This window comes from Wolbachia endosymbiont (group A) of Opomyza germinationis, assembly GCF_964264765.1.
Lineage (GTDB): Bacteria > Pseudomonadota > Alphaproteobacteria > Rickettsiales > Anaplasmataceae > Wolbachia > Wolbachia pipientis.
Genome location: NZ_OZ183482.1, coordinates 988,165 through 1,011,325 on the forward strand (window position 1 = coordinate 988,165; position 23,161 = coordinate 1,011,325).

The following is a 23,161-nucleotide window of genomic DNA, read 5'->3' on the forward strand; positions in this document are numbered from 1 at the left end:
GATAATAAAACAAATAACATCACTAATGGACTCAAAACTGCACTCAAATCCTTTACACGGTCTAACGTAAAAGACTCTCGGAAAAATGAAAAACCGCAATAAATTGACAAAAGACCATTGGAAATTAGCATACTTACCAGAATAAGTATAAACCCTAATAGACAGTTTTTTGGCGAACTAAGTTTAAAAAGATCCCTTACCTTCTGTTTATTATAAATGGTTAGCAAAATTGCAACTGAAGCCGGAACAAATGTTGTTAATAATGTTATGTCTTTGAAAGGTAAGCACCAAGCTATAATGCACGTCAAAAAATATGTAATTACAACAAATAATGTACAATTAATAGTGGTTAAATTCATGCATACGCCCATCAATTCCTTTTCTGCATTATTGATCTTTATTCATAAATTGTCAATAAAATACTTCTTCAGGGATGAATAGAATATTTTTTCTTTTTGAATTGCTATTGATAGTTTAATTTTTATATGTATTCCCTTTCACAACCGTTTGTCATCCCAGTGTCACGTGCTGGGATGACAGTAGGAGAGCTGCTTGCATGACAAGAGGAGGGTACTGGAATGACAAGAGGAAGACACTGGGGTGACATCAACTAAACTTGTCCAAATATGAGCGATGCATTAGTGCCACCAAAACCAAACGAATTAGAAAGTGCATATTGAATTTTATGCTCCTGAGCTTTAAACGGTACAAAATTTAAATCACATCCTTCTGAAGGCTTGTGTAAATTTAAGGTTGGCGGAATAATTCCATTATTTAACGCAAGAATACTGAATATTGCTTCAACGCTCCCTGCAGCACCAAGTAAATGTCCTATAGAAGATTTAGTTGAAGAAACAGGTATTTTATAAACGTAGTCACCGAATAACTGTTTCATTGCTATTACTTCAATTTTATCTCCAAGTGGCGTTGAAGTTCCATGTGCATTGATATACCCTACTTGATTGGGATTAATTTGTGCGCTCTTTAAAGCAAGCTGCATTGCCTTAAATGCGCCTCTTCCTTCTGGATGTGGTGCTGTAATGTGGTGCGCATCTCCTGTGAGTCCGTACCCAACCAGTTCAGCATGTATTTTTGCCCCCCTTTTTTTCGCATGTTCGTATTCCTCCAGCACCAATATACCTGCTCCTTCACCCATAACAAAACCATCGCGTTCTTCATCCCATGGCCTTGAAGCTTCTTCCGGTTTATCGTTAAATTTAGTTGATAACGCCTTCATAGATGCAAAACCTGCAATTCCAACTCTACACAGTGCACTTTCTGCTCCACCTGCAATCATAACATCCGCTTCACCAAGTTTTATAGTTCTTGCTGAGTTTATGATTGCATGCGCACCTGTTGCACATGCGGTTACTGCTGAATCGTTTGGACCTGTAAATTCGTATTTAATAGAAATATGGCCAGATATCAAATTTATTAGACTTGCAGGGACAAAAAATGGACTGACACGTCTGGGCCCTTTTTCCTGCATGGTAATAACATTTTCCTGAATTGACGGAAGACCACCTATACCAGAGCCAATAGTCACACCAACACGTTCCCGATTGATATTTTGGCTTTCCAAAATTAATGAATCATCTACTGCCTGAATAGCTGCTGCAATACCGTAATGGATAAAACGATCTGTCCTTTTTGAGTCTTTCTCAGAAATATAATCTAGTGGATTGAAATGGTGCTCAATGTTGTCTGATTGCAACGGCACCTGCCCTGCAATTTTGCAAGCAAGATCAGAAGAGTCAAATCTATCCGTATTGATTGCTTTTATGCCAGACTCACTTTTTATTAGCCTTGACCAAGTGTTGTCAACATCTGCCGCTAGTGGAGTGATTAAACCAACACCAGTGACTACTACTCTTCTGCTCATTTAACACTAACTATTAGCCTTTTTTATTATTAATGTACTCAACTATTTGCTCCATAGTTTCCATTTTTTGTGCGTCTTCATCTGGAATTTCTATTCCAAACTCTTCTTCTGCTGCCATGATGATTTCAACTGCATCTAAGCTGTCTGTACCATGCTCCGAAAGCTTTGAAGAGCTGTTGAATTTCTCTACATCCTTACTAATATGCTCTAGTATAATCTTTTTCACTTTTTCTTCTATGTCTTCTCTAGTGCTCTTTGCTAGTTCGCTATTCACATTTCTTACCAAAAAAATAACCTATTCTTTGATGTTATAAAAAATTTTTATGTTTGCAATATCTTTTATAACTGGTAAACTACAGTAAAGTTTTCTACTGCCCTAGCTGGCTAGCGTTACGTGCTAAACAATTAACAATTCAAAAATGCTAGACGAAACAACAAAAAATTTGCTTATTGTAGAAGTAAATAAACTCTTACCCGAAAATAGCGAGAATAAGCTTATATCAGCTATGCGTTATATACTCCTTGCTCCTGCAAAACATATACGCTCCTTTTTAGTCTTAGCTTCATCGCGAGTGTTTAACGCGGAAGCTAAAAAAGTAATATCAGTTGCTGCAGCAATTGAATTTGTTCATGCTTACTCTCTAATTCACGATGATTTACCGTGCATGGACAACAGTGATACTCGCAGAAGCCAGCTAAGCTGCCATAAAAAATTTGATGAAGCAACAGCAGTGCTTGCCGGAGATGCACTACTTACTCTGGCTTTTGAGGTATTATCTTCGTTAAATGAGAAACGCTGTGAGATCATAAAAGTTCTTTCTCAGGCAATAGGAATTAGGGGAATGGTGGGAGGACAGGCTTTAGATATTAACAGTGAGCATATAGATTTTAGCCCCCAACCCTCTGTCATTCAAGTAGCGGACACTGGGATCCAGAAGGCTTTGCCTACAAGCATTTCGTGCAAAAAGCCATGCGATAGTGGAGCTGAACATGAAATGGATTCCAGTGTCAGCTACTTGCATGACACCCTTTCTACCTTAAAACTACAACATTCGTACGGCTGTATGTATGACGCTGGAATGACGTCGGGCCAAGCTGATAAAATAAAAGAAATTCATTTGATGAAAACCGCAAAACTATTTGCAGCTTCATGTGAAATAGGTGCTATAATAGGGGGTGCTACAGACAAGCAACGTAAAGCGTTATATAACTATGGAATAAATCTAGGGCTTATCTTTCAAGCTAAGGATGATATTGAAGACTACGAACAAGATAAAACAAATAATCTTATGTCTGTGCTTGGTAAAAGTGAAGTAGAGGACTATATAGACGGCCTCTTTAAACAAGGCTTGGATAATTTGAGTGCGCTTTCAGGGGATACTAATTATTTATATGATTTATTGAATCAAGTAAAGAAAGATGGTTAGAAAAATTATATTACAAATGCTTATTTCCGTAGTAATGATTCTCACTTTAACTTCTGCTTTTGTGTTTACTATTGTCTATATAAACAAAGGTAAACCGGAAAAAAAGGACAAGCTTTATGAGATAAATGCCACGCATGGTGGTTTGATACAGACGATAGCACATTACCTAGTGAAGCCAATACTTGAATCAGCACTTGACCGCTATATTGAAAAGCATGGGCTGACAGAATATTTAGAAGAAATAACGCAGCAAAAGGAAGAAGATTCAATAAATTTTTATGAAATTACTGAAGGCAGTGGCAGCAAGGCTTTTTGTGGCCTGGAAGTCCTATTGCAAATATATAAAATTTCTAATAATAACTCAGCAACACTCCCTAGCAAAGTTTCTGATGTTACTTTGAAAATAGGTCAAGATGACCTAAAAGAAGTGAGTTTAGGGGTAATAGGTATGAAAGAAGGCGGAGAGCGTGTAGTTACTATTGCCAATGAGAACAAAATGAATTTTAATTCTTATTACGTCAAACTGATCGAAGTAAAGGATAAATATCCCGACTCAGTAAATAATCTGATGGTTTTTAATGACTTAATTAACAAGACTGGAAAACAAGTAAGGTGCGGTGATGAGATATCGGTTAAATATAGCGTAAAGGAGCATAATGGGGAATATATAGTCAAAGATCAAACAGTGCAATTTAGGGTTGGCGATAAAAAAATACCACTTGCTATAGAGCTTGGAGTTGTGGGAATGAGAGCTGGTAATAAAAGAACTATTCTTTCTCCGCCTGACCTTTTGACTATTACTGACGATATGTTAATAAAAGACATAGATTATGATGAAGAAAATATCTCAATAATTGACTTAAGCTTAGATGTTAAGCAAGAGGTCGCAGCACACCATTCTACTGTTGAAAAACAGCCTAAAGAATATAGCTGAAATTTTAGGTCTACTGGCTAATCTTCTGAACACTCTCTATACTACTTAAAGTAGGCTTTTCGTTTTTCCTAAAGTATAAACTTAGATAAATCAAGCTGCTTCGAAATTGACTCAAGTTTATCTTTTACATACTTGCTGTCTATAATGAATTTTTCGCTATTTTTCTCAGAAGCAATGAAACTTATTTCATCTAAAAGCTTCTCCATGACAGTGTGAAGCCTTCTTGCGCCTATATTTTCCACTTGCCTATTAACTGTAAACGCTATTTCAGCTATGGTTTTTATACCATCATCAGTGAACTCAAGTGTCACATTTTCTGTTTTCATTAAAGCTATGTACTGCTTTAACAAACTAGATTCTGGTTCCTTTAATATTCTTATTAAATCCTCTTGAGTAAGTGCCTTAAGTTCTACCCTGATCGGTAATCTGCCCTGCAATTCCGGTAAGAGGTCAGATGGTTTAGACTGATGAAAAGCACCAGATGCAATAAATAATATATAGTCTGTTTTTACATGGCCATACTTAGTTGTAACAGTTGTTCCTTCAAGTAATGGTAACAGATCGCGTTGCACTCCTTCTCTGTTTACTTCACCTTTTACTTCTGTACGCGCTGCAATTTTGTCTATTTCATCCAAAAATACTATACCGTCATTACTAACAAGATCAATGGCTTCTTTGATTATCTTATCTTCATCCATTAGCCTTTCACTTTCTTCATTAATTAATATTTCACGCGCTTCTTTTACCTTCACCGTAATAGTTTTTGTTTTTTTGCTCCCGTTAAACATCTTGCCCATTATTTCTGTTACATTCATCACACCAACTTGCCCACCTGGCATGCCTGGTATATCGAAAGTAGGTAACATACTCTTGCTCTCTCTGACGTTAATAGAAACTTCTCCGTCCTCAAACTCTTTATTCCTCAACCTTTCTCTAAAAATTTTTTTACTCTCTTCGGTTGCATTTTCGCCTACCATAGAGTTTACTATTGTTTTCTCAGCTAAAATTAAAGCCTTTTTAGCTAAGGCTTTACGGGCTTTCTCTTTAACTAAAACTATTGCTGCATCAACTAAATCGCGTATTATCGAATCAACGTCACGTCCAACGTACCCTATTTCAGTAAACTTCGTTGCCTCAATTTTTATGAACGGTGCACCGGCAAGTTTTGCTAAGCGACGAGCTATTTCAGTTTTACCAACCCCTGTATGACCGATCATCAATATATTCTTAGGTATGATTTCATCACGCAATGGAAATGGAACCTGATTGCGACGCCAACGATTTCTGAGCGCAATAGCAACAGCACGCTTTGCATCATCCTGTCCGATTATGAATCTGTCCAATTCTTTAACTATCTTCTGTGGTGGCAGGTCATCTAACAAAACTTGAGTGCTGTCATTAACTTGAACATCGCTGTCATTTGAATCAAAACCACTCTTAGTATCTTTATAGAGGTTATCTTTTTCATCGTAGGTGTCACTACTACAAGACCGCCCTTCTGAAAGGGTTATGGGCTGATTGGAAAAATTGGTGCATAAAGTTTTTTGCTTGGAAGACATATCACTCCTCTATCTTTTCAATAACTACATTATGATTTGTATAAACACATATATCGCCAGCTATCTTCATAGCCTTTTTCGCAATTTCCTCTATTGATATTCCTTTAATGTCAATTAAAGCTCTTGCTGCAGATAGAGCAAAATTTCCCCCAGAGCCAATAGCTGCGACTCCATCTTCAGGTTCAAGAACATCACCTGTTCCCGTAATTACTAATGAAATAGATTTATCTGCAACGATCATCATAGCTTCTAATTTCCTCAGATATTTATCCATTCTCCAGTCTTTTGCAAGTTCAACACATGCTCTCATTAATTGCCCTGGGTGCTTGTCAAGTTTAGATTCTAATCTTTCAAAAAGAGTAAATGCGTCGGCTGTTGCCCCGGCAAATCCAGCAATTACGGAATCACCAGAAAGACGCCTAACTTTTTTTGCTCCAGATTTTATAACAGTGTGGCCCAGTGAAACTTGTCCGTCACCTATTACTACTACACTTTTATCTTTTCTAATTGATAATATAGTAGTGCCATACATTTTATTGTTATCGTGTTGAATCATTTTTCTATCACTTTAAATAAGAATCTCATTATACTTTAATCTTTAGTCAAATTTACTAAATATGTTCAACTATAGCTTATAATATAATACCTTCCTTATAACATTTAAAGTGCAGATGCAAAACATAATTCACCCAGATTTGGAAAAAAGTATAAATAATTGGTTCGAAGCAAAATTTAATGGCCTTACATCGCCATTTTATAGCTCTATAGATCTTAGAAACTCTGGCTATAAAATCGTTCCAGTAGACGCTAATTTATTTCCTGCGGGGTTCAATAACTTAAGTGAAGAATCAAGAACGATGGCAGCAAGATTGATAAAAAGCTATTTTAAAAGACATCAATACAAAAAGGTTCTTATAATACCGGAAAATTATACACGCAATAAAATGTATATAGAAAACGTATTTGTTATAGAGAAAATACTACAACTCGCAGGTTTTGAGACTAGAATTGGCCTTTTATATAATGAAGTATACAATTTAATAGAACAGTATGAAACTGTTGTGAAAGAAAACTCTCTGCTAAAGACAACTTCAGGATTTGTGCCTGATGTTATTATACTGAACCGTGATATGACGAGCCACATTCCAGACACGCTGAAAGACGTAAAGCAAGATATAGTACCAAGCCCACTATACGGTTGGCATAGCAGGCAGAAATTTAAGTATTTTGAAATCTATCAAGAATTAGCATCTGAGTTTTGTGGCAAATTTAAAATAGACCCATGGCTAATTTCTGTGCTTACAGAGAGCTGTGATGGAGTTGATTTTGATGATGATTTGTCACTAGGAGCAGTAGCAACTAAAGTTGACCAAATATTATCTCTAGTGCAAAAAAAATACGAAGAATATAAAATAAAAACACAACCTTACGTTTTTATCAAAGCAAGCAATGGCACATATGGGATGGGCATTATAACAGCAACAAGTGGAGAGGAAATATTAAACCTCAATAAAAAAAAGCGTCATAAAATGAAAAAGATAAAAGAAGGAATAGCAATCAATAGCGTTATTATACAAGAAGGTGTACCAACCATTGACATGTTTAAAAGCAGTTCTGCAGAACCGCTAATATACTATATAGGAGATACTTCAACATGTTACTTATACCGATGTAATAGCAGAAAAGATGTATATTCTAGCTTGAATGCCACTGACTGTGAGTTTCATGATGTTAGCCAGGTTGTAGAAGGTAAAATTCTATCACTTTGGAGTATTGTTAGCAAATTAGCAGTACTAGCGTTGGCAGTAGAAATAAAATCTTTTCATCCCTAATTCTTATACCTCTACAGTGCTGTCATTAGAATGACCGTTTATATTATGAACATCATCAAGTTCAGTGGAAGGATCATCATTGACAGGTTGATTAAACAACTTATCAAGTTGAACTGCAAGAAATACTGCACTATATATTATGCTGACTGTTACGCTTAAGTTGAAATTATAGATTATACCACTACCCAAGTTTATTGGTATAGTTGGAGTTTCTATCCTTCTTAATATGAAGTTTAATAAACCTAACGACAAAGTTAATGTGCTGATAATAAGGTCCTTCTTACACTTAGCAGACTTTTCAGGATCCTTATTATCCAGATATTTCTTGCATGTATAATAATAGCTTATAGGTTCTGAAATGAACAAAAATAGGATCGTTGATGTTGAACTAATATAACTTGTTACATCTGCATTACCTCTAGCCAAAAAATGGATGACTTTCAACATCATCAATGCTTCTATGGTGCTGCTTGCAAGATTAGCCGATTTACCCACAATTTTTGCCAGCTCTTTTTTACTCTCAGGGTTTCTGTAATCCTTAATTAGATCCTGTAGAGTAAATGCAGAATGGGCAATGTATAGAATAGATGTCGGAAACTTTACTAGTCGAGCAACATTCCGTATAAGAAAGATATTGGATCTATTATTGTCAATGAACTCGCAGCAAAATTGCAGTGAAATCTTACACAATAGGGCTGTTAAACCTGTTGTGATGCAGATTACCTTCCTGAAATCATGATCATAAATATCATGCACCCTTTGTGCGAGTATGTTAGATTTCTTTTTTAGCTTGTTTGGCATGAAATAGTTAATAACTTCCTGTTATTCTATCACATAAAATCCTAAAAGAAAAGCCCTATGAATCAGGACTTTAAGGGAGATTTATGCACAAATCGGCTAAGCATTTTATAAACAAGGGATCGGTACTGAGAGTTGGCACACGAAAGTAATATCCATCCTTGATAATTGCTTTATATTCTATATCAAGTTCAACTAGAGTTTCTGAATGCTCAGAAACAAAAGATATAGGTGATAGAACTACAGGTACACCATCAGCTTTTGCGCGTAATAGCTCACTTTCAGTGCTTGGCTCTAGCCATTTTACAGGACCAATCTTACTCTGATAACATATTGACCAATCTAAGTTATTGATAGCTAACTTTTCTACTATTAACTCTACGCTTCTTTCTACCTGTGAAGCGTAAGGGTCGCCCTTTTTAATGATACTAAGAGGTAAGCTATGGGCTGAAAATAGGACTCTTGGTTTACCGATTTTTCTAGCCAATTTATAGTACTTAGCTATCAGATTAGTGTGAGCTTCAATAAAATCTTGGTTATCATAATAACGGTGAATCATTTTTGTATTGCATTTTAGGCCATACCGTTTAGCATTTTTTTGCCAATTCTCGATGGATGACAGAGTTGTGGTAGTTGAATATTGTGGATACAGTGGCAGCAGAATTACTTCGTCAGGATCAAACTGTTTTACACTTTCAATAACTTCGTCAGCAAATGGACGCCAATAGCGCATGCAGATGAATACCTTGTGTACATGGTTTCTATTTTCGTTTAATTTTAGTTCTGAAGCATTAGCTTGCATTTTTGTATTCTCTAGAATTGGCGATTTACCTCCAATTTCCTCGTATATTTTTCGTGCAGTATTTTCTCGTTTCGCAGATATAAACTTTGCTAAAAGAAACCGAAAGGGATTCGGTAGATTGATTATTCTCCTGTCATAAAAAAGGTTGAATAAAAAAGGACGGACCGCATTTAGTGAATCAGGCCCGCCAAGATTAAATAAGATAACTGCCTTTTTCACCTACGCACTACTACAACAAGTTACTTCTGGGGTGCCTATAAAATTAGCTACACACTCATCAAATTTAGTTATAGGCACTAAATTTCTTACACTGGCATACAATAAGTGGCCTGATCTCTTCAGGTTACTCTTGGTGGATGTGAAGTTCCAATCGAAAAATGTATCGACAAAAAGACTTGGTACCGTTTCAAGAAGTTCAACAGCAGCTAAAGATAGCATTATACAACTTTGCAGGACATTCAGAAGAACCTTGAGGGGAAAAAGTAAAACTTTAACGAAAAGAGAGGTGCTACTTGTTTCATCCAGTAGTCGCCCTGAGTTAGGCGAATTATACTCGGTGTGTTTTCTATTTTGATCAAAGATAGGAAATTTTATAGTATCTTTCTTAAATTCCGCGTCTATTTCTTTTCTACTATGGTTAGTGATTTTTTCCATTAACTTCTCACGCAGATGAAAAGTTCTGACAATAAAACATGTGGCAATCATTAAGGAAGCACATAAAAGTGCGCATTGCATGAGGCTCATACTGCCTAGCATAGCTGGCAGTGCAAAACAAACAAGCGGTGCTATGATTGTCATTTCAAGAAATGGAATAGTGTTTCTTTTCATTGCAAAGGCAGCACCTTCTTTTAATTTTGTATTATGATGTGAACTATATTCCAAATAACTTAAAAATGCCAGACTAAAAGTCAAAAACCCTTTTGTTCCACAAAAAAGTGATGACTTAAAGTTACTTACTAATTTTTTAGTAGTAGATTTAGCTTGTTTTTTAGTGGTAGGCTCAGCTTGTTTAGTAGTGTTATTTTTACAACATTCACCCATACAATACCTCCTTGATGGTTTATTCTTAACTATAAATAAAAAACTGCTTTTATCAAATCAAAATTTACAATAAAATAAATCTATAAATATACTATTTTATATAAGGAAATAATATGGCAATTGAGAGAACACTTTCGATATTAAAACCTGATGCAGTAAAAAATAATATTACAGGCAATATAAATTCCTACATCGAACAATCTGGGCTGAAAATCACAGCACAAAAAATGATGTTACTAACAAAAAAACAAGCAGAGCTGTTTTATGAAATTCATAAAGATAGGCCTTTTTTTGGGGAATTAGTAGAGTTTATGACCTCTGGTTCTGTGGTAGTTCAAGTTTTAGTTGGTGAAAATGCAGTAAGTAAATACAGACAAATCATGGGAGCTACCGATCCAAAGCAGGCAGATAAAGGCACAATCAGGGGTGATTTTGCTGATGATATTAGTGAAAATAGAGTTCACGGCTCAGATAGTCTAGAAAATGCTCGTAAGGAGATAGCTTTCTTTTTTGCTGAATGTGAGTTGGTGTAGTCAACTCAGATTGGCGTCATCCAAGTAGCTGACAACATAGAAACGAAAAAACTTCCTTGACAAACCTCGCCAGCCCCCTTATCATGAAACTGAAGCTATTGTATTTGCTTTCGCCAATCTGCAGATTAAAAGGTAAGGATTACTTAATGTATCGGCGTCTTATGTTCAATTTTTTGCAGTATATAGATACTGCATGTCTTTACAAAACTTCATCTACATCTAGATTTTTATCTAAATAAGCTGAACGCGCTTATAAAGCGTTACAAGACATCAAAAAATGCCAATACTCGACAGAGATAGTAAAAGACTAGCTAACTCGGGGATTCTTTGTCTTTTTTTCTGCTTAGTAAATTTCTTAAACATTTGCAGCGTAAGTTAGTTGCAATTAAAAGCGGCTGAATCTCTCTTGTCAAGCGTTTAAAACATAAAAAACGCCAATATTTTAAAGCGGATAATAACCCCAGGGCTTCTTTTGCCTTTTTTTTCATTTGGTAAATTTCTTAATATTTATAGCTAAAGTAATTTAAAAGTCCGTGAAGGGTGTCATGCCAGTGCTTGACACTGGCATCCAGTTTTCCATATAATCTCATCAAAAATGTTTATTTTCTAGCTACTTTTATACTTATCAACCCAGTATGCTTACTTACAATTAAAATTTCTGGATCCCAGTGTCTGGGCACTGGGATGACAGCTAGCCTGACAACCGTCATCCCGCTACGTGTTAGCGGCTAAGAGATACCGCGAATGAATCGCGGTATGACGGTTCGCGGCAGTATGACGTAGAGCTCACGTTAGCTATACTTTTATGCTTACAAACTTAATAAAATTCCTGGATCCCAGTGGGCTTTGTTGCATCGCTACTTATGAAAGGCTAACTATAATTAGGATTATAAGCAACTTATTGAAAATCTTGTTTTTTTTGCAATCAATCTGATCAAATTTAAGAATAGTAACTTGTTATTTATATTAATAAATTTAATTCTATTGAAAATAGCTAAAGCATTGAAATTCTTGAATTTTAGCCGGATTAGTGAGTGGTAGTGAAATTTCTTTTACTCAAAATTAGGTATTCACTGACCGTTCTTGTTATAAATACCAGAATAATAAGCTACTGATATTCTCCACCTTTTTTATCTTTAATCCATCATAGCTAGCGATGCAACAAAGCCATCCCAGTGTCTGGGCACTGGGATGACAAAAAAGGAGGCACTAGGATGACAAAGGAGAGCTACTCGGATGATACCTTTTTTCTACTTAGTTTGGATTATGCAAGAAGTCTATTATAATCAGGCTTTAAGTGTGCGGAAGTAATTTTTTGCGTTAGAGTAAAAAATTTTTTCTATAGCTAATCAAAGTGGGATCAAGAGAAACTTACCACTTTCTTTACAAAGGGTTTGATGTTACCATTTGACTGCCTATTCTGAATTTATTGAATGAACGTTAACATAAAGAATCTAGTTCATGCTTTCTCTAAATTGCCAAGTTTAGGGCCATCATCATCACGCAGGTTAGTTATACATTTACTCCAAAACAAAGAAAAAGTTATGCTACCACTTGCATCTTTGATTAAAGAGCTAGCAGATCTTATAATAGAGTGTGAAGTTTGCGGAAATCTAGATACTAAGTCACCTTGTTCTATTTGTACTAACCCAAAACGTGACACTAAGTTACTGTGTGTAGTAGAAGAATTAGGTGATCTATGGGCGTTTGAAAAAGGAAATATATATTCAGGTTTATACCATGTTTTGGGTGGCAGATTGTCTGCAATAAATGGCATAGGTCCAAAAGAACTCAACCTTGACACTATTCTGAAAAGAGTGACAGAGTCTAAAATTGAAGAGATAATTATCGCAATTAATCCGACATTAGAGGGCCAAGTTACTGCACAATATATAATTGAATTGCTAAAAAATTTGGATGTGAAAATATCACGCCTTGCTTGCGGCATACCAATGGGCGGAGAAATTGACTATCTTGATGAAGGAACGCTGAGGATAGCACTTACTTCAAGACAAGAATATGAGTTAAATATAAAATAAGACATGTGCTTAAAAAAACTTATATCGCTAATAACATTCAAAAAGAAAAAAATAGTGCCACCACTTAAAGTGGTGGCTTGGGAAAATAACCACCTAAACTATAAGCAATTTTCAGGTAAATTCAACACTATAATTAAAACAATTGATCAGTCTTTTACAATAATATCTTTGGAAGGATATGATGGATGGGGCAAGACGTTTTTTTTGAAAGAATGGGTAAAAGAGTTAAAACAGCAAAATGAAATTGCAGCTTATTATAGTGCATGGGATATCAATGCATTGGACCAACCACTGCCTTCTTTTTTAAATTTCCTATTTGAAGATTTATTTGTATCGTATAAAGTAAAAAGAAGTGTTATACAACAGTTCAAGAACATAAACCAAGAGCTATTTTCTCTAAACACACTAGGAAAGCTGATCAGTAAATCTCCACTTGCTATGCTTTCAGTATTTCTTGATGCTGCAAAAGAGGCTGATAAAAAAGACATAGGTTTTGTCTTGAGTGAATTAAGTCTTCTCCAAAGAAGAAAAGAGAGTACTAGAGATTTTAAAACACAGTTAGCGGATGTGGTTAATAAAATCAGAAAAGACAAAAACATTTATATAATGGTGGATAATCTTGATGTGTGCCGTCCTAAATTCGTTGTCGATTTTTTGGAATCTATAAAGTATATGCTTGATGTGGAGGGGCTGGTTTTCATTATTTCTGTAAGTAAAGATAAGAGTAATGTACAAAGAGCAATCAGCACAATACTTGGACCAAATTTTGACCTAAAATCTTTTACTGATCTCTCTTTACATTTGCCAAAACAACCGATAGAAAAATTTACAAAAGAACTATTTGAAAATATTAAATTACCGAAAAAGTCAAAAAATTTGATTGTAGATAGTTTTATATTTTATGCAGAAAGCCTGTCACTATCGTTAAAAACAATAGAATACTGCGTAAAAAAAATAAAGCTGTGTCTTCTGAATCACACAAGAGAAGAATTACCTGATCCGAATTTGTTTTCATTTTTGGTAATACTGCAATCGATAAATATTGATATATATGAGGAATTAGGTTTTTCATATCAAAGAGCATTGGAAAAAATTGAAAATGAATATAAATCTTTAGTTCTAAATGGTCAAGAAGAATGGGAAAAACTTAAAACCTCTCTAGAAACTGCTTTTGCAGAGAGGGAGTCAAAAATTAACAAAGCTATAAAGGATATACTATTTTGAAAAGATACCCTACCTTTACATATACAAAGATAGGGTAACATTTGATTAACGCCCTTTTACTATGTCATTACCTTGTTCAAACTTTCTGATTAATTCGCTTACATTGACATTAGATAATTTTTTACCTGCAGATTTGTCATTATGTGAAGCATCAGGTTTACGAAGGTCTTCCTTACTGTTACTCCTAGTAATATTACATCTAACAATGTTTGAATTATTAGACTTATCGCTTACATCTGAAATATTGCTTTTTTCACTACATGAAGACGAATTACTCGACATATTGCCTAAGCTAAAGAGCTTTTTACCTTGATAGATTGGATTCCAATCAAGTGGATTATAAGTTTTTTTGCTAGTCTCAACCTTTTGGTTATTTTGCTGTTTAGGAGAAAAACCAAGTTTTTCTCTTTCTTTCTTGCTTAGCGTTTTGAGAAATTTTACGGTTTCTAATTCATCAGTTGCTTGTACTTTATGTAAATCAAAGCCTTTTTGATGGTTATCCTGCTTAACATTTTCCATCATTTTATCTTTTATTGTTCTATCCTCATCATCAGAAGTGCTGCTACTAATATCACTGATACCACTATCCCCTGAATTGCGGCGTTGTTTGTTAGGAGTGCTATGAATGTTGTCTTCCATGAGTTTTTGCATTGTTGGGCCAAATGTTCTTCCAAGATTGCTACTCACTGTTTTATTACTATCATTTGCTTGAGAATGAGGTACATTTCGCTCAAAAATTGCTTTTATTCCAGCAAATTTAGCTTGGGAAGATTTCGGAGGAACAGGTGGGGCAACCATGCCTTTTGAGTTAATCTTTCCTTCATTTTGAGGAAAAATTTTTGGATTATTTTTTTCTACTGTAGTATTCATTTTTTTACCTCTAAACCTATTAACTAATAAAAGTATAAACTTAGAGGTATTAATTTTGTAATAACAATGCTAATAGATTACCGCAGTTTCAATAAGCATCACCAGAGGATTCTCTATATAATGCTTAAAGGCATTTAAAAACTTTGCTCCGAGTGCCCCATCAACTGCTCTATGGTCAACAGAGAGCGTTACTGTCATTATTTCTGCTATTTCTATTTTCTCATTCATAACAATTGGTTGTTTTTTAGATGCACCAACTGCCATAATGCAAGATTGCGGCGGATTGATTATAGCACTGAAGGCTTTTATACCAAACATCCCTAAGTTGGAGATAGTAAACCCTCCTCCTTGAAACTCTTCAGGTTTCAATTTTCCAGATCTTGCTCTGCTTACTAAATCTTTCACTTCTTTTGATATAGATAAAATACCCTTTTTATCAGCATTTTTTACTATAGGAGTAATTAGCCCATCTTCAAGTGCCACAGCGATTGAAATATCTATATTTGAATATCTCAGTATTTTATTATCTATCCACGAAGAATTTATATCAGGAAATTTTTTCATGCTGAAAGCTGCAGCTTTTATGATTAGATCATTAATTGTTACTTTATTGTTTTCATCTGCTGAGTTAATCTCGTTTTTTAACGATATTAACTTATCAACCTGGCAGTCTACAGTTAAATAAAAATGTGGAACATTCTGTTTTGATTCAGTCAGGCGCTGTGCTATCACTTGGCGCATGTTGCTTACTTCAACTATGGTATCTTTCTCAGGACTTTCAGTATGTATACCACTGCCTAAAAACTCCAACACATCAGCCTTAATTATGCGACCATATGGTCCTGTACCTTTTAATTGCTGCACATTAACCCCTTCATTTTGAGCTATTTTCTTAGCTAATGGGCTTATTTTTGTTCTACCTTCTGCATAACCCTCTGTCATCTGAGTAGCTGACACTGGGATCCATTCTTCTTTTCTAGATCCCAGTGTCAAGCACTGGGATGACATTGAGGGGTTGGATTCCAGCGTCACGCGCTGGAATGACACCGAAGAATGACTTATTGGCTTTCCGTTTAAATCTTGGTGTTCTGATTTTTGATTATCAACAGCACTTTTTGTCACTTCCTTTTTAACTGCACTATTGATGGAAGTTGAAGTATAGTTGTTAAGTGCACTTTCATCTTCTCCTTCTTCCAGCATTAAAGCTATTGGTTGATTTACAGGCACGCCACTTGTTCCTTCTGTTACTAAAATTTTTGCTAAAACTCCTTCATCTATAGATTCAAACTCCATTATGGCTTTATCAGTCTCTATCTCAGCAATTACGTCGCCTACTTCAACTTTGTCTTGTTCTTTTTTATGCCACTTTACAATTTTTCCTCCAGCTTTGCTCATTGTTGGTGAAAGAGCAGGCATTAATATTTCTATAGGCATTGATTTTGCATTTAAAGATCTATTCAATTTTTAATTTACTCTTTATCTTATGTCAACCTAATCGTGAATTATGATGAATAAGTCTGTTACACTATCCCTCACGTTATCCCAGTGCGTGACACTGGGATCTTGGTTCAGTACTATTATCCTATTGTTTTTATTATTTAGCCATAGCTTGTTTGCTAACAACTTTGTTTCAACCAAATCAAATAAGATCAACATGAGAACGGGGCCAGGGTTTCACTATCCTGTAAAATGGATATACACTTGCAAAAATCTGCCCCTGAAAGTGATAGAAGAGTTTGAGAGTTGGAAAAAGGTCTGCGATATAGATGAAGACTGCGGATGGATAAAAGGCAATCTTCTTAGTGATAAGCGCTACGCGATTGTAAAAGAAGATACTTATGGATATCAAAAACAGAGTGTAGACAGCAAGATTACTATGAAAATAGACAAGTTTGTTGTGATGAAGATAGAAAAATGCAACGAAGAATGGTGCTTTCTTTCCACCCCAAAACGCAAAGCATGGGTACAAAAAAAACATATATATGGGGTTGATTAGGTTGACAAAAGATCTGAATTAACACTAGTTTCTGGGCCTTCTGTAGCATGCTCTTCAGATGAAGCAGAGGGTTCTTGAGGCTCTGGAGACTGTACAGGGCTATCACAGAAACTCCTTAACATCTCCTCAGCGGATGAATCTAAAATTTGTACAATAGACTTTTCACTCTGCTCTTTTAGCGATTGATCCACTCTAGAAATCAACTCAGAAAACTCGCTACCTGATTTTTCAGCTTCACTTTTTATTTTACTTTCTATGCTTGCAATATTACCTTGGTCAATTTCTTCTTTTGTTATGTTGAATGACTTTGCAACATCTTGATATCCAATCTTGCAATTTCCACAACCAATTATGCAAAAAGTAATAGAATCAGATATTTCGCTTGCAGCCCAATTATGTATAGTGTAAGCCAAATAATTGTCATGGTATTTAATGCTAAATTGTTGTTCTATTAACTCAGAAATTTTATTCTTTAGAGACATAAAGCACCCTCCTACATTCGTTATACCTTTTTGTTAAGATACAGCAATTACACCATTTACTACATGCTTTACTTTAATTAATTATTAAAACAAGAGCATCATTTCCAGAGCTATATCTTTTTACCTTGATAATTCTTTTTTGACTTCCTCTTTAATTATCCCACTTATATTCACGTTAAGATCCCCTACCCAAAAATCAGTCATAGTTTCAAGATCGTATAGATCCTCTATTACTTTTTTAATAGCAGCATTTATTTCTTCTTCGTCAAATTCCTTTATAATAGGTCTAATCTTCACATACCCTGGAGAGCCTTTACCATAAATTCCTTTGCTTTTATTAATGCAGCCACCTGCACCAGATCTACTGCTTCTCAAACCACTTCCACACTCTACTGTTTCATACTTGATTTCACCATTTTCTATATATGCTATTTGATTGTCTTGTGTAGACTTCAGTTTATCTGCCTTTACAATTTTCTCCTCTAGCTTTAAATCTTGCTTATGAATTACTGTTTCCTCATAACCCTTACCACCGTATGTTCTATACTCACCTCCACCTGCAACAGTAATCAGTTGCTGGCAATGTTGCTTCTGCGAATTGCACATTTCTATGAAAACAGGTCCCCCGTCCTTATCTGAGAAGTTACTTTCCTGGTTACCCCCTCCCTCTGTGACTTGCACCTTAATTATAGGATAATTAGGATCGATTTTCAGTTTAGCTTTAATATAATCTCCTGGCATCCCTACTCTGCTTTCAGTAGAATGGCATTTTTGATTGTCACAGCCACTACCTTGTATATGACCTGCTTCACCACTTCCCCACGCTTCTATTTTAATACGATCAAATTTTATTGATAAGTCATCTGTATAAACATCTTTATTTTTATGATCATAGGATTTTTCATTATTTTTTTCAAGATCTGGTTTCTTATTTTTCAGATGTTCCTTGATTATCTCTTTTAATTTTTCTTTTAATTTCTTTTTGAGACCTTCTAAATCGAACCTACACAATTTATCAGCGTAAAAAACCTCTGTTCTGTTTGCTTTAATCAGTTGATCTTTTAATTGTGTACACTTTCGTACTTCATTTTTTTCATCTCTTAATACTTTACCATCCTTATCTTTACAATCCACTTCCTCATACCTTAAGTAGAATGGCTTATCATCTTCATTTTTATTCAAATATTGTTTTGAACGGCTACACTTTCCATCAAAGCAGATGCAACCATCATCACCTTGCTCACATCCTTCTTTATGCTCTACATCCGTCAATTTGTATACTACTTTCAGTCCTTCACCAGATTTTAATTTTTCGTCTATTTTGCTATCTTTCTTCACACAATAACTGCATTCTTCCTTCTTCTGCTCATTTTCATCAGGGAAGAAAACATACTCTTGCTTATTAAATATTATTTTATCCAACCTCTCTTGAGTTTCTTTCAAAGGGTAAACTATTTCCTTGCTTGGAAGATAATAGAACTGATTTGATTCCTTGGAGTAAACAGCATTGTATTTAGTATATCTTGTTCCCATTAATTTTAGTGGTATTATTTTATTTTCTCTTTTAAGAACAAACTCCTCTGGTTCTGGCTGCCATCCAGAAAGACAAAGCATTTTACTGTTAGAATTTCCTTTATACTTTACTTCTATTTCCGGCTGCCCAGAGTTATTAAATTCACATTGAATAGATTTGTCTTTTAACTTTTTCTCAAAATCATTAAAACTATAAAAACTTCCGCCTTTAGAACATTTAATTTGCACATCAGGAACATAGCCATATTCTTTCAGAACTTTAAATTGTTGCGGATTACTTTCTAATATACCTTCTATAATATTATCAATATTACTATCAGTTGTTTTTGCTACTATTGCTGGTTTTACTACTTTTAAAGATAGGGGGCCAATGTTTATAGGATGGTTGAGGTCAGTATTAACATTAAAAGTACAGGAACCATTACTATAGGTTCCATGTGCTTTAGCACAAGTGCTCTCACTCATCTTCATTTCTACTTTCAATGTATTTGCATTTACTATCTCCACTATCTCAGGTTCTGGAGCAGGTGGTGCAGGAAAACAGCGGATGAACTGTGGATTGTTTTCATCTATACTTTGAGTTCCAAGGTATTCAGCGCAGAGCTTATCTTTTTCTCTATAAGTTTTGAAGTAGTACGTGATGCCATCTTTGTCTAAAATAGAGCGCCACTCAGCTTTATTTTCTCCATACCCTTTAGGGAAATCTAATTTTTCTCCAATCTCTCCGTCTCTTCCTTTCAGATCACCAATGATTACCTTAACCTTAGGATTAAAGTAATCATTGTCTTTATCTGTTATAGGAACAATTCTAACTTGTGGAAGCGACATTGCAAGTTGTTCACAAAATGGAGGGGGGCCAGGTGCAAGTGGAACAGGAGCACATTTTACTGCCGTTTGGTAGCAGGTATCACAGACTTTTTCCATCTCCCCAGGACGGAAAATATTCTCACCCGAAAATACTCTAGAACCCCATGAAGAAATTCCTGACATACAAGCCACTTTTTGACTGCAAGCACATATTTTAGGAGAGTTAGCGAATCTTCTTTTTTCCTCATCAGTAACACCGTCTGCCCATTCCCATTTAAGACCCCGAGCAATTTCTCCTCCAGCTTTTGTTTTATCTCCTTCCCAGTCGATAAAAGCTGCAGCAGAAACTCCAGCTCCTGTACCTTGCGTTCCATACATCTGGCGGCAGGATTCCCCACTTTGTAAGTCATAACAATAACTTTGTCCATCATAAGCACATACTCTAATTTTGGGATTAAAGTAACCATCAACTCCTTGATCTTTTATTGCTTGCACCTTAATTTCCTTTACCCAATCTCCACCAACTATTGCTTCCCACCAAGTATTACTTTCTACAAATGTTGGACAATCAGCATATCCTTGATACGAAAGACCAAGTATCAAAAAAAATATCAATAAGAAATTAAGCCTTACACTTCTCATAAAATACCGGTAACCACTCATTAACTTCTTCTCCTTTTTCTTTTATTGCCTCATACATATACTTTATAGTCTCTTTGTTAGCTGAAAGTACATGTATTTCTTGCATATCCTTCAAATCCAGATTTAAGGTTACTAATCCTTTGTACTGTTTTATCAAAAATAAACCTTCCTGTGTTGGCGTCTGCAGAATTATATTCAGCTCCTCTTTCGATAGAGAAAATGCCTTCATGTATAATCTATTTGCATTGACGTTCGGCATCAAGATTCTTGTATCAACATGTTTATCTAAATATTGAGTAAATTTGCTAGCAAATGCGAGATTTAAATTCTCAGTACTTAGGATTACTACAACATTTAGTTCCGTCATTCTTTGCATCCAGTTATCAAACTCTTTCTCTGTAGGAAAAATATTACTTATCTCCCATGCTTCATCCAAAACAAGTATTGCAGGCGAGCCATCACATTTTGCCTCAAAAGAATATAAAAAATAGTAAAGTATCACGGACATACATTCCTTTTGTTTTGTAAGGTTTGCGGTGTTGAGAGATATAATTTTTGTTTCCCAGTCAATATCTGATTCATCACCATCTTGAAATAAGTAAGCAAAGTCACCATCGTCACACCATCTACTTATCTTACCCCCAAGGAGCAAGAGCACCTCAGAAATTTGTGAAATAGAACGTGATTCCTTGGGTATAGCAAATATAGAATCCACAATTTTTCTTATCTTTTCTTCTACGTCCACCAAGCTCGTATCGGCTACCATTCTTCTGATCAGTTCAACCAACATATTGCGATTGGAAGCACTATCTTCAATGTTTAGTGGATTAAATTTTAGGCTTTTGTCCTTATATTTTGGATCGATTATGTAATATTTACCACTCACTGCTTTAGTAAAAATTATTGATTTTCCAGTGTTATCCAATATGACAATTCTTGGGTTAAACTTTCTTGATTCTGATAATAGAAAATTAATGAGTGAAGTTCTGCCTGAATTTGGAGCTCCGAGTATCGTAGTATGGCCATTATTTCTTTTTCCATGAAAATTAAAGAAGTAAGGATTTCCTTTTTTTGAAAAAAAAATCATTACCGCTTCTTTCCACCTTCTTCCTTTTAATGTACCTGACGTAAAATCGTGCAGCATAGCAAAGCTGCAAGCGTATTTTGTTAAGATATTTTTCGGTTGCGTAATAAAAGCAAAATTGCCTGGAAGTTGTGCCCAAAAATGACTTTCCATATGTAAATCAGTTCTAAACATCATGAAGCCAACTAATGACATTATAGAAGATAAATCACTAATACTTTCAGCTAACTTATTCCTATCATCTGCAAATATTGTAAAAATAATTTTCTGTTGGCAGAAGTCTATACTAGAGGTCTTTTCAAGCTCTATTATTTCTTCAATTCCTGAGCTTTTAAGTAAGGTATTATCCTCACTAATTTGCAGCATGTTGATTTGTTTTTTAAATTCTTTTATTGCTTTGTTATTACTAGTAAATATCATTATTTCTGTAATGATAAATTCAGATTCAAGCTGCAAGCATCTATCTATATTACCTAAAGAGATTTCCCGGTATTCTTTTATGCTGAAAATAGAGCCAAATTTCTGTTGATTTTCAAATATTGTTTGAAACGTATTGAAACCAAAAGCTATTTTAAAATTTCTAATATATTGCGACAGGTCCCTTTCATGTATTGGATAATCTTTGTGCGTTAATGTAACAATATAGTGGAGAAATTCTATCATTTCAGAATATATTTTACCTTCACTAAACCTTAGACTCAGTTTTTTAGCTCCAAAAGGTCCTAAATCATTTTGAATTACGTCAGTTATCTTTTGCAACTCCTGATGGCTTTCTTGTAAAGACAACTTATGCTTATTCTTTATTCTATTGAAAAAAAACGAATTATTAGTATGCTTGCCAAAATCGCTAAACAATATTACAATGTATAGTTCATTTATATACTGTAATTTACTATCAGTTAGTTTATTAAACCACGTTGAATGTAGGTTGTCAGAGAAGTCTTCAGTTTTATTCCATTTCAAGCTCAGTTTATTGCGCTTTCTAACGGTATGAATCCAAACGGTAAAACACAGGCTATTAATATTTTTTGATATGCTTTTTCTAATTTCAGTTCTGAGGTCGCTGTAGTTATCAACAGAAGAATAATCTTCTAACTTGATTATTTTTAACAATTCTCCCTGTTTTGTTAGTATGGTTTCTTCATCGTAATGACAAGCATAAGGAACAAAATCTAAATCAATGCTTTCTAGTAATGCTAAGTTGTTCTTTTTTTTAAGCTTAGAGTTAACTGTTGGTACTTTTAACTGCATATGCGTATTCAATAAAGATAATTAAAAAAGATAAAAATACTATCTTAATTTTTATCTTTTTTTTCGCTATCGGATTGTAATTTTATATCTTTTGCAAAGTTAAATTTTTCTTTTAAGTAGTCTGTTGCCTTTTCTGTACTACCGAACATCAGGACCAGTACACCAAACATTATCATAAAAAAGATTAGACCTCTGAACACTACTGCAAGTATCACTGCAGCTATACACAACCCTATGATTGTTGAAGGACTCATATTTTCTACAGTATCTTTAACTGAAAATGAAGAAATAAAATTTTTTACCGTTTCTTGTATACCCTTTAATTCATCACTCGCCGAACTTGCTTCGCTAGAATATGATGCAAAAATGAAACTTAATAAGGCTATAAAAACCAAAACTTTATTCAATTGAATGCGCATCAACTA

The 23,161-nt window shown here is 34.8% G+C and carries 24 protein-coding genes; 8 read left to right on the top strand and 16 right to left on the bottom strand.

What is annotated here, in order from left to right:
* Positions 1-216 precede the first annotated feature (216 nt).
* Positions 217-441 carry a hypothetical protein gene (locus ACFEL3_RS04870; protein WP_010082031.1) on the top strand — a complete coding sequence of 75 codons (225 nt, stop codon included), beginning with the start codon at positions 217-219 and terminating at the stop codon, positions 439-441.
* A gap of 40 nt (positions 442-481) precedes the next feature.
* Here ACFEL3_RS04870 and ACFEL3_RS04875 read toward each other — a convergent pair whose 3' ends face one another.
* Genes ACFEL3_RS04875 through acpP form a run of 3 tightly spaced genes read right to left on the bottom strand, consistent with a single transcriptional unit; the run spans position 482 to position 2,120 of the window.
* The gene (locus ACFEL3_RS04875) at positions 482-607 is read right to left on the bottom strand and encodes a hypothetical protein (protein ID WP_255322260.1); all 126 of its coding nucleotides are present in this window, start codon (positions 605-607) and stop codon (positions 482-484) included.
* Between the two features lie 3 nt (positions 608-610).
* The gene (gene fabF, locus ACFEL3_RS04880; RefSeq protein ID WP_010082030.1) at positions 611-1,882 is read right to left on the bottom strand and encodes a beta-ketoacyl-ACP synthase II; all 1,272 of its coding nucleotides are present in this window, start codon (positions 1,880-1,882) and stop codon (positions 611-613) included.
* Between the two features lie 13 nt (positions 1,883-1,895).
* Positions 1,896-2,120: an acyl carrier protein gene (acpP, locus tag ACFEL3_RS04885; RefSeq protein ID WP_213863337.1), complete on the bottom strand. Its 225-nt coding sequence runs from the start codon at positions 2,118-2,120 to the stop codon at positions 1,896-1,898.
* Positions 2,121-2,301: 181 nt separating this feature from the next.
* Between acpP and ACFEL3_RS06855 the strand changes: the two genes are divergently transcribed.
* Positions 2,302-3,309: a polyprenyl synthetase family protein gene (locus ACFEL3_RS06855; RefSeq protein WP_265018002.1), complete on the top strand. Its 1,008-nt coding sequence runs from the start codon at positions 2,302-2,304 to the stop codon at positions 3,307-3,309.
* The gene (locus tag ACFEL3_RS04905) at positions 3,302-4,243 is read left to right on the top strand and encodes an FKBP-type peptidyl-prolyl cis-trans isomerase (protein ID WP_010963087.1); all 942 of its coding nucleotides are present in this window, start codon (positions 3,302-3,304) and stop codon (positions 4,241-4,243) included. The genes ACFEL3_RS06855 and ACFEL3_RS04905 overlap by 8 nt, the downstream gene beginning before the upstream one ends.
* Before the next feature lie 68 nt (positions 4,244-4,311).
* On the opposite strand, the gene hslU is transcribed toward ACFEL3_RS04905, so the two are convergent.
* Together hslU and hslV are read right to left on the bottom strand one after the other, a co-directional pair.
* Complete coding sequence (gene hslU, locus ACFEL3_RS04910; protein WP_006280200.1) at positions 4,312-5,802, bottom strand: ATP-dependent protease ATPase subunit HslU; 1,491 nt, start codon at positions 5,800-5,802, stop codon at positions 4,312-4,314.
* 1 nt (position 5,803) lies between these two features.
* Positions 5,804-6,358 carry an ATP-dependent protease subunit HslV gene (hslV, locus tag ACFEL3_RS04915; protein WP_006280198.1) on the bottom strand — a complete coding sequence of 185 codons (555 nt, stop codon included), beginning with the start codon at positions 6,356-6,358 and terminating at the stop codon, positions 5,804-5,806.
* 115 nt (positions 6,359-6,473) lie between these two features.
* Between hslV and gshA the strand changes: the two genes are divergently transcribed.
* Positions 6,474-7,634, top strand: coding sequence for a glutamate--cysteine ligase (gene gshA, locus ACFEL3_RS04920; RefSeq protein WP_010963085.1), 1,161 nt, complete (start codon positions 6,474-6,476; stop codon positions 7,632-7,634).
* A 3-nt stretch (positions 7,635-7,637) separates the two neighbouring features.
* Here the strand turns inward: gshA and ACFEL3_RS04925 are convergent, their stop codons facing one another.
* The 3 genes from ACFEL3_RS04925 to ACFEL3_RS04935 form a co-directional block, all read right to left on the bottom strand.
* On the bottom strand, positions 7,638-8,435 hold the full coding sequence (locus ACFEL3_RS04925; protein WP_208571599.1) for a hypothetical protein: 798 nt from the start codon (positions 8,433-8,435) through the stop codon (positions 7,638-7,640).
* Between the two features lie 70 nt (positions 8,436-8,505).
* Complete coding sequence (gene hemH, locus ACFEL3_RS04930) at positions 8,506-9,453, bottom strand: ferrochelatase (RefSeq protein ID WP_010082099.1); 948 nt, start codon at positions 9,451-9,453, stop codon at positions 8,506-8,508.
* Positions 9,454-10,275 carry a hypothetical protein gene (locus tag ACFEL3_RS04935; protein ID WP_182282735.1) on the bottom strand — a complete coding sequence of 274 codons (822 nt, stop codon included), beginning with the start codon at positions 10,273-10,275 and terminating at the stop codon, positions 9,454-9,456.
* Positions 10,276-10,388: 113 nt separating this feature from the next.
* Between ACFEL3_RS04935 and ndk the strand changes: the two genes are divergently transcribed.
* A complete protein-coding gene (ndk, locus tag ACFEL3_RS04940) occupies positions 10,389-10,808 on the top strand; it encodes a nucleoside-diphosphate kinase (RefSeq protein ID WP_010082097.1) in 420 nt (139 codons plus the stop codon).
* A gap of 599 nt (positions 10,809-11,407) precedes the next feature.
* Here the strand turns inward: ndk and ACFEL3_RS04945 are convergent.
* Complete coding sequence (locus ACFEL3_RS04945) at positions 11,408-11,518, bottom strand: WPE palindromic element domain-containing protein (RefSeq protein WP_080717651.1); 111 nt, start codon at positions 11,516-11,518, stop codon at positions 11,408-11,410.
* Positions 11,519-12,241: 723 nt separating this feature from the next.
* Here ACFEL3_RS04945 and recR point away from each other — a divergent pair.
* Together recR and ACFEL3_RS04955 are read left to right on the top strand one after the other, a co-directional pair.
* Positions 12,242-12,847 carry a recombination mediator RecR gene (gene recR, locus ACFEL3_RS04950; RefSeq protein WP_010963080.1) on the top strand — a complete coding sequence of 202 codons (606 nt, stop codon included), beginning with the start codon at positions 12,242-12,244 and terminating at the stop codon, positions 12,845-12,847.
* 3 nt (positions 12,848-12,850) lie between these two features.
* On the top strand, positions 12,851-14,071 hold the full coding sequence (locus ACFEL3_RS04955) for a P-loop NTPase fold protein (RefSeq protein ID WP_010082095.1): 1,221 nt from the start codon (positions 12,851-12,853) through the stop codon (positions 14,069-14,071).
* Positions 14,072-14,116: 45 nt separating this feature from the next.
* Here ACFEL3_RS04955 and ACFEL3_RS04960 read toward each other — a convergent pair whose 3' ends face one another.
* From ACFEL3_RS04960 to ACFEL3_RS04970, 3 genes are all read right to left on the bottom strand, one after another.
* Positions 14,117-14,941, bottom strand: coding sequence for a hypothetical protein (locus ACFEL3_RS04960; protein ID WP_375316750.1), 825 nt, complete (start codon positions 14,939-14,941; stop codon positions 14,117-14,119).
* A 69-nt stretch (positions 14,942-15,010) separates the two neighbouring features.
* Positions 15,011-16,375: a pyruvate dehydrogenase complex dihydrolipoamide acetyltransferase gene (locus ACFEL3_RS04965; RefSeq protein ID WP_010963079.1), complete on the bottom strand. Its 1,365-nt coding sequence runs from the start codon at positions 16,373-16,375 to the stop codon at positions 15,011-15,013.
* A 57-nt stretch (positions 16,376-16,432) separates the two neighbouring features.
* Positions 16,433-16,597 carry a hypothetical protein gene (locus ACFEL3_RS04970; protein WP_010082092.1) on the bottom strand — a complete coding sequence of 55 codons (165 nt, stop codon included), beginning with the start codon at positions 16,595-16,597 and terminating at the stop codon, positions 16,433-16,435.
* On the opposite strand from ACFEL3_RS04970, the gene ACFEL3_RS04975 reads away from it, so the two are divergent.
* The gene (locus tag ACFEL3_RS04975) at positions 16,596-16,937 is read left to right on the top strand and encodes an SH3 domain-containing protein (RefSeq protein ID WP_010082091.1); all 342 of its coding nucleotides are present in this window, start codon (positions 16,596-16,598) and stop codon (positions 16,935-16,937) included. The two genes, ACFEL3_RS04970 and ACFEL3_RS04975, sit on opposite strands and share 2 nt — an antisense overlap.
* Here ACFEL3_RS04975 and ACFEL3_RS04980 read toward each other — a convergent pair.
* The 4 genes from ACFEL3_RS04980 to ACFEL3_RS04995 all read right to left on the bottom strand — a co-directional run bounded on the left by ACFEL3_RS04980 (position 16,934) and on the right by ACFEL3_RS04995 (position 23,155).
* On the bottom strand, positions 16,934-17,419 hold the full coding sequence (locus ACFEL3_RS04980; protein WP_010082090.1) for a hypothetical protein: 486 nt from the start codon (positions 17,417-17,419) through the stop codon (positions 16,934-16,936). The two genes, ACFEL3_RS04975 and ACFEL3_RS04980, sit on opposite strands and share 4 nt — an antisense overlap.
* 120 nt (positions 17,420-17,539) lie before the next feature.
* Complete coding sequence (locus ACFEL3_RS04985) at positions 17,540-20,401, bottom strand: hypothetical protein (protein WP_375316751.1); 2,862 nt, start codon at positions 20,399-20,401, stop codon at positions 17,540-17,542.
* Positions 20,382-22,736 (bottom strand): hypothetical protein, encoded by a 2,355-nt coding sequence (locus tag ACFEL3_RS04990; protein ID WP_010082026.1) that lies wholly within the window; start codon positions 22,734-22,736, stop codon positions 20,382-20,384. Before ACFEL3_RS04990 ends, ACFEL3_RS04985 begins: the two co-directional genes overlap by 20 nt.
* A 44-nt stretch (positions 22,737-22,780) precedes the next feature.
* Complete coding sequence (locus ACFEL3_RS04995; RefSeq protein WP_022626145.1) at positions 22,781-23,155, bottom strand: hypothetical protein; 375 nt, start codon at positions 23,153-23,155, stop codon at positions 22,781-22,783.
* Positions 23,156-23,161 lie beyond the last annotated feature (6 nt).

Coding starts and splice junctions, on each gene's coding strand:
- ACFEL3_RS04870 (WP_010082031.1), top strand. CDS start 217: ATGGTTAGCAAAATTGCAACTGAAGCCGGAACAAATGTTGTTAATAAT.
- ACFEL3_RS04875 (WP_255322260.1), bottom strand. CDS start 607: ATGTCACCCCAGTGTCTTCCTCTTGTCATTCCAGTACCCTCCTCTTGT.
- fabF (WP_010082030.1), bottom strand. CDS start 1,882: ATGAGCAGAAGAGTAGTAGTCACTGGTGTTGGTTTAATCACTCCACTA.
- ACFEL3_RS06855 (WP_265018002.1), top strand. CDS start 2,302: ATGCTAGACGAAACAACAAAAAATTTGCTTATTGTAGAAGTAAATAAA.
- ACFEL3_RS04905 (WP_010963087.1), top strand. CDS start 3,302: ATGGTTAGAAAAATTATATTACAAATGCTTATTTCCGTAGTAATGATT.
- hslU (WP_006280200.1), bottom strand. CDS start 5,802: ATGTCTTCCAAGCAAAAAACTTTATGCACCAATTTTTCCAATCAGCCC.
- hslV (WP_006280198.1), bottom strand. CDS start 6,358: ATGATTCAACACGATAACAATAAAATGTATGGCACTACTATATTATCA.
- gshA (WP_010963085.1), top strand. CDS start 6,474: ATGCAAAACATAATTCACCCAGATTTGGAAAAAAGTATAAATAATTGG.
- ACFEL3_RS04925 (WP_208571599.1), bottom strand. CDS start 8,435: ATGCCAAACAAGCTAAAAAAGAAATCTAACATACTCGCACAAAGGGTG.
- ACFEL3_RS04935 (WP_182282735.1), bottom strand. CDS start 10,275: ATGGGTGAATGTTGTAAAAATAACACTACTAAACAAGCTGAGCCTACC.
- ndk (WP_010082097.1), top strand. CDS start 10,389: ATGGCAATTGAGAGAACACTTTCGATATTAAAACCTGATGCAGTAAAA.
- ACFEL3_RS04945 (WP_080717651.1), bottom strand. CDS start 11,518: ATGACGGTTGTCAGGCTAGCTGTCATCCCAGTGCCCAGACACTGGGAT.
- recR (WP_010963080.1), top strand. CDS start 12,242: ATGAACGTTAACATAAAGAATCTAGTTCATGCTTTCTCTAAATTGCCA.
- ACFEL3_RS04955 (WP_010082095.1), top strand. CDS start 12,851: ATGTGCTTAAAAAAACTTATATCGCTAATAACATTCAAAAAGAAAAAA.
- ACFEL3_RS04960 (WP_375316750.1), bottom strand. CDS start 14,941: ATGAATACTACAGTAGAAAAAAATAATCCAAAAATTTTTCCTCAAAAT.
- ACFEL3_RS04965 (WP_010963079.1), bottom strand. CDS start 16,375: ATGCCTATAGAAATATTAATGCCTGCTCTTTCACCAACAATGAGCAAA.
- ACFEL3_RS04975 (WP_010082091.1), top strand. CDS start 16,596: ATGAGAACGGGGCCAGGGTTTCACTATCCTGTAAAATGGATATACACT.
- ACFEL3_RS04970 (WP_010082092.1), bottom strand. CDS start 16,597: ATGTTGATCTTATTTGATTTGGTTGAAACAAAGTTGTTAGCAAACAAG.
- ACFEL3_RS04980 (WP_010082090.1), bottom strand. CDS start 17,419: ATGTCTCTAAAGAATAAAATTTCTGAGTTAATAGAACAACAATTTAGC.
- ACFEL3_RS04985 (WP_375316751.1), bottom strand. CDS start 20,401: ATGAGAAGTGTAAGGCTTAATTTCTTATTGATATTTTTTTTGATACTT.
- ACFEL3_RS04990 (WP_010082026.1), bottom strand. CDS start 22,736: ATGCAGTTAAAAGTACCAACAGTTAACTCTAAGCTTAAAAAAAAGAAC.
- ACFEL3_RS04995 (WP_022626145.1), bottom strand. CDS start 23,155: ATGCGCATTCAATTGAATAAAGTTTTGGTTTTTATAGCCTTATTAAGT.